This is a genomic window from Mycobacterium sp. (assembly GCF_032162105.1).
In the GTDB taxonomy this organism is placed as follows: Bacteria; Actinomycetota; Actinomycetes; order Mycobacteriales; family Mycobacteriaceae; genus Mycobacterium.
In genome coordinates, this window is the sequence record NZ_JAVRPS010000048.1 from 1 (window position 1) to 5,501 (window position 5,501).

Here is a 5,501-nt window from a genome sequence, read left to right on the forward strand (position 1 = left end):
ACAGCGTGCGCAGGGTTTCCTGGGTATGCCCGTAAGTGCCCTCCAGGTGCGGGTAGTCATCACCCCAGCACACGTTGCGGTAGTTGGTGCCCTCGATGATCTGCACACCGCTGATGTCGTGCTGGAACGAGGCATACACCTGGTGGCGGACGATCTCGCTGGGTAGACGAGACAGCTTGGGCCGCACGAACATTCCGTGTTGTCGATATGCTTCATCCATCCGGTCCCCGATCGCGGGCACCCAAGCCGCACCGCCCTCGGCGATCAGAATTTTCAGGTCCGGGTGACGGTCGAGCGCGCCGCCGGCGACCATGTGAGACACCACCCGCATTCCGGGGTAGGTGGTCTCCATGTAGTTGACCACCGCACCGCCGGGCCCGCGGTAGACGACGTTCTCACCGCCGGTACCGATGTGAAAGGACAGCACCGTGCCGTTGCGTTCTGCAGCCGCCCACAACGGTTCCCACTTCTCCAAGCCCCATTCTTCGCCCGGTCTGGTGCCGCAGGGCAGGAACACGGTCTGGAATCCCATCTCCACCGCGCGTTCGAGTTCGTCGACCGCGTCGGTCACGTCGACCAGCGGCACGATCGCCGGGGTGAAGATGCGGTCATTGCGTTGCAGGATGTCCTCGTAGGCCCAGTCATTCCACGCCCGCACCACCTCGCGTGCCAACTCGGCATCGGTGATCTCGACGGTCCAGAATCCCATGGAGGGGAAGGCTAACTGGGCCCAGACTCCCTCCTGATCGAGGTCCTTGAGCCGGATGTCCAAGTCTCGGGCGCCCGGCGGACGGATCGCGTCCATGAAGTCGTTGAGTTGCCGATTGATCTGCTTGCCGTCGATGTAGAGGATCTCGTATTTGTCGCCCCGTTCGGCACGGGGGGCGCGGTCGGCCAGTCGCTTGGGCAGTCTTTGCAGCCACAGATCGTCGGGCTCCAGGACGTGTGAGTCGGCCGAGTTCGCCCAGATCTTCGCCATCGTTCCTCCGTTGCGTGCCGGGCCAAGCGCTGCAAGTCGACCCGTGATGGATGGAGTCAAGAGTAACTATACATGTATAGTACATTTGTGGCGCGGGCCATAAATGCGAGCGAAAACCCCGAAATACACGATTTATATCGGTGATAAGGCGATGGGCCACAGTGAAGAGACTCGGCGGGTGGGACGCCACCTTCATCTACAGCGACACGGCGAATGTGCCCACGCACACCATGAAGATCGTTCTCGTCGACACGTCCACGCTGGGCGAGAAGTTCACGTTCGAGGCGTTTCGCCGCGTCGTCGCGAACCGGCTGCCGGCGCTGGACCCACTGCGCTATCAACTGGTCGACATCCCGCTCAAGATCCACCATCCCATGTGGTTGGAGGACTGCGACGTTGACATCGATTACCACGTGCGGCGAGCAGTGCTGCCCCATCCGGGTGGCCGGCGAGAACTCGACGATCTGATCGGCGAGATTGCGAGAGCACCGCTGGACCACTCCCGGCCGCTGTGGGAGATGTACTTCGTCGATGGGGTGGTGGACAACCGCGTCGCCATCGTCACAAAGGTGCATCACGCACTCGCCGACGGTGTCGCGGCGGCCAATCTCCTGGCTCGCGCGGTCGACCTCACGTGGAACCCGCAGGCGGAGCTGACGGGTCGCTCTGCGGCGCCGTCTTCGACGGAACTCCTGCGCGCAGCTGGCCGAGATCACCTCACCCAACTCAAGCGGTTGCCCAAGGTCGTCGGCGATACCGTATCGGGTGTCCGGCGGCTTCGGCGGCGCACACGGGATCAACTGAAGCCGAACGAGTTTCCCAGCCAGCAGTCACCGCCGCGAACGTTCCTCAACCATGTCGTCGATCCTGGGCGGCGGTTCGCCACCGCGACGATGTCACTGGCCGAGGTCAAGCAGACCAGCAAGCACTTCGGAGTCACGATCAACGACGTGGTGCTCGCCATCGCCTCAGGTGCCTTACGCGAACTGCTGGCACGACGCGATGGTCGGTCCGATCAACCGCTCATCGCCTCGGTGGCATTCAACACCGATCCGTCGCCGGAGCGGATCAGCGGCAACGCTCTGGCGGGTCTGTTCGTGACGCTGCCGGTGAACATCGCGGATCCACTTCAGCGCTTGCGACTGGTATCGATGGCCGCCCGCGACGCCAAGGAGACCAATGCGGTCATGGGGCCCGATCTGCTGGGCCGGTGGATCAACTACCTACCGCCGCCGGTCGCGCCGGGTGCGTACCGCTGGTTGGCGAACCGCGATAGAAACCGGCTGTACAACCTGTCCTTCTCCAACGTGGCCGGACCACGCCAACCCGGCCACATAGGCTCAGCACCGATCAGCGAACTGTATTCGGTGGGTCCGCTGCAGCCCGGTTGCGGCATGAACGTCACGGTGTGGAGCTACGTCGATCAACTCAACGTGGCGGTTCTCACCGACCATCAGACACTGGACGACGCACACCAGGCCACTGATGCCCTACTGCGCGAGTTCGCCGAGATCTGGGCGGCTACCGGTTTCCCAGGCCAACCCACACCGGTAAGTACGGCGTTGGCGCAAGCCAGCGTCCTCATATAGGCGACGATGCCGGACTCAGCGACACGCACTCGCGGTGGCGGGAAAGCCTGCCACACAACGTCACACCGATTGGAGGTCCATGATGACGACAAACGGCGGACCGGGTTCGTCCCAGACGTCCGGCGACTTCACCGGCGACTGGGATCCGGCATTCGTGCGGCGCTTCGTCGCAATGGTGCGCCCGCTTACCAAGGGCTGGTTTCGCTCCGAAGTTCACGGGCTCGAGCGGATCCCCCCCGGCGGCTGCCTTGTCGTCGGCAACCATTCGGGTGGCATCTTCACGATGGACATACCCGTCTTCGCTACCGAGTTCTTCGAGCACTTCGGTTACGACAGAAGGTTGTACAGCCTCGGGCACGATGTGTTGTTCAAAGGACCGCAGGCAGACGTCCTGATGCGCATCGGCCTTCTGCGCGCCAGCCGCGACAACGCAGACCAGGCGCTCAAGTCCGGCGCGGCACTCATCGTCTTCCCGGGCGGCGACTATGACGCCTACCGCCCGACGAGTTCGGCGAACGTCATCGATTTCGGCGGTCGCACCGGGTATGTCAAGACGGCCTTGGGGGCCGGCGTGCCGATCGTCCCCATCGTATCCATTGGCGGACAGGAGAATCAGATCTATCTGACCCGTGGACGATGGCTGGCGCGCCGGCTCGGGCTCAAACGGCTGCTCAGACTCGACGCCCTACCGATAACCTTCGGTGTTCCGTTCGGAGCGAGCCTGTTGGTACTGCCCTTCAATCTGCCACTACCCACCAAGATCGTCACCGAGGTCCTCGCTCCGATCGACGTCGTCAAAACCTTCGGCAAGGACCCGGATCTTTCCGAGGTGGATGCCCACGTGCGCGGCGTGATGCAGGCCGCGTTGACCGGATTGGCCGCGCGACGGCGGCTTCCGGTAGTGGGGTGACGACATGACCGGGGTGAAATCTGCTCTGCGACAACGCTTCGGCCCCACTTGGGATGCCTTGAGCACGTTTCGGCGAGTGGGCGTATTGGTGGGGATGCGACCCGACAAGTACGTCCGCATCGCCGCGGCCGCTCGCCGCGAGGGGCCGACGAGCACAGTCGGCATCGCGATGTCGGCACGGCGCTGCCCGGACCGGACGGCACTGATCGACGAACTCGGCGCGCTGAGTTTCCGTGACGTCGACGACCGGGCCAATGCGTTGGCGACCGCACTGCAGCAGCTCTCTGGCGGGCCCCCACAGATGGTGGCCATCATGTGCCGTAACCACCGGGGATTCGTCTCGGCCATGGCCGCGGCGAATCGCATCGGGGCCGACGTGCTCTTACTGAACACGTCATTCGCGGGTCCCGCCCTGGCCGACGTCGTCGATCGTGAGGGCCCGAACGTCATCATCTACGACCACGAGTTCACCGACAGCGTCGACCGTGCCGTAGCCGACAAGCCCGACACGATCCGTATCGTCGCCTGGAACGACGGCGGCGATCTCGGCCTCACCGTGGACAAGCTCATCGACGAATACAACGCTCGGCAGCCGCATCCGGCGGGCCGCAGGGGCAAGCTGATTCTGCTGACGTCGGGCACAACCGGAACACCCAAGGGCGCTCGACGATCCTCCGGTGGTGGCCCGGCGGAGTTGACCGCCGTGCTGTCCAGGGTTCCATGGCGGGCGGAAGAAACCACCGTCGTGGCGGCTCCGATGTTTCACGCTTGGGGCTACGGCCAGTTAGCGCTGGGAACTCTGTTGTCGTGCACCCTGATTCTGCGGCGCAAGTTCGACCCCGAAGTGACCCTGACCCTCGTCGATCGTCACCGCGCGACCGGACTGGGTGTGGTACCGGTGATGATCGAGCGGATCATGGATCTGCCTGAGGAGGTTCGCCGTCGATACAGTGGTCGATCGCTGCGCTTCGTGAGCGCCTCCGGTTCCCGAATGCGTGCCGATGCGGTCATCGGTTTCATGGACGAATTCGGTGACGTCATCTACAACAATTACAACGCCACTGAGGTGGGCATGATCGCCACGGCGACCCCGGACGATCTGCGGTCAGCACCCGACACCGCGGGTAAACCTGTTGCGGGGGTGCACGTTCGAATCCTTGACGATCAACGGCGAGAAGTGCCCGCCGGACAGGTCGGTCAGATCTTCGCGCGCAGCGCGTCGCACTTTGACTCCTACACCTCGGGAACGACCAAGGAGTTCCACCAGGGCTACATGGCCTCCGGCGACTTGGGCTACATCGACGAGACCGGCCGGCTCTTCGTAGTGGGCCGCGATGACGAGATGATCGTCTCGGGCGGGGAGAACGTCTACCCCATCGAGGTGGAAAAGGTGCTCCTCACCCATCCGCATGTGGTCGATGTCTCCGTCATCGGTGTCGACGACAATAAGTTCGGGCAACGGCTGGTGGGATTCGTCGTTCTCCAAAAGGACGCCCGTGCAGACTCCGAGGTGCTCAAGCAGCACGTACGCGAGCACCTTGCGAATTACAAAGTCCCGCGGGAGATCTTGACCCTGGCAGAGCTCCCACGGACGAACACCGGCAAGATTCTGCGACGAGAACTGGCGCAACGCGCGCGCGACAACGGCCAGCCCCAGTAGTCCGGTCTAACCGCCGAAAAGGCGAGGACCACCGCTGAGCTATACATGTATAGTCGGTGGATCGGAGCTGCGGGGACACCGACGATTTTCCGTTTGTTCGACGATGAAGGACGGTAGGGATGCCCGACACGGCTGCGCAGTTGCGCCCCGACACGACGAGTCCGCAAGCCTTCACCCAATCAGCCCACCAGTTCCTGGCCGCCCACGCCGAGCCGGCCCGCGCGGCGGCCAGCACATGGGGGTCCGGCAGCGACCGGGTGTCCTACTTCGCATCGGGTACCCCAGAGCAGGAACGGGAGGCGGTGCAGGCAGCACGCCGCTGGCAACGCCTGCGCTACGACCACGGGTGGGGGTGGATCACCG

General features: G+C 63.8%; 4 protein-coding genes and 1 pseudogene. 4 read left to right on the plus strand and 1 reads right to left on the minus strand.

The window, feature by feature from the left end; all coding sequences use genetic code 11:
- Positions 1-979 (minus strand): amidohydrolase family protein (locus tag QOC69_RS02270; protein WP_526435938.1); only part of this gene is annotated, 979 nt, incomplete at its 3' end.
- 161 nt (positions 980-1,140) lie between these two features.
- Here QOC69_RS02270 and QOC69_RS02275 point away from each other — a divergent pair.
- The 4 genes and pseudogenes from QOC69_RS02275 to QOC69_RS02290 form a co-directional block, all read left to right on the plus strand.
- Positions 1,141-2,568 (plus strand): WS/DGAT/MGAT family O-acyltransferase, encoded by a 1,428-nt coding sequence (locus QOC69_RS02275; RefSeq protein WP_526435940.1) that lies wholly within the window; start codon positions 1,141-1,143, stop codon positions 2,566-2,568.
- Positions 2,569-2,650: 82 nt separating this feature from the next.
- Positions 2,651-3,478, plus strand: a complete 828-nt coding sequence (locus tag QOC69_RS02280) for a lysophospholipid acyltransferase family protein (protein WP_526435944.1) — start codon at positions 2,651-2,653, stop codon at positions 3,476-3,478.
- A gap of 4 nt (positions 3,479-3,482) precedes the next feature.
- Positions 3,483-5,138, plus strand: coding sequence for an acyl-CoA ligase FadD12 (gene fadD12 / locus QOC69_RS02285; protein WP_526435942.1), 1,656 nt, complete (start codon positions 3,483-3,485; stop codon positions 5,136-5,138).
- Between the two features lie 119 nt (positions 5,139-5,257).
- A pseudogene (locus QOC69_RS02290) lies at positions 5,258-5,501 on the plus strand (hypothetical protein); the annotation flags it as partial.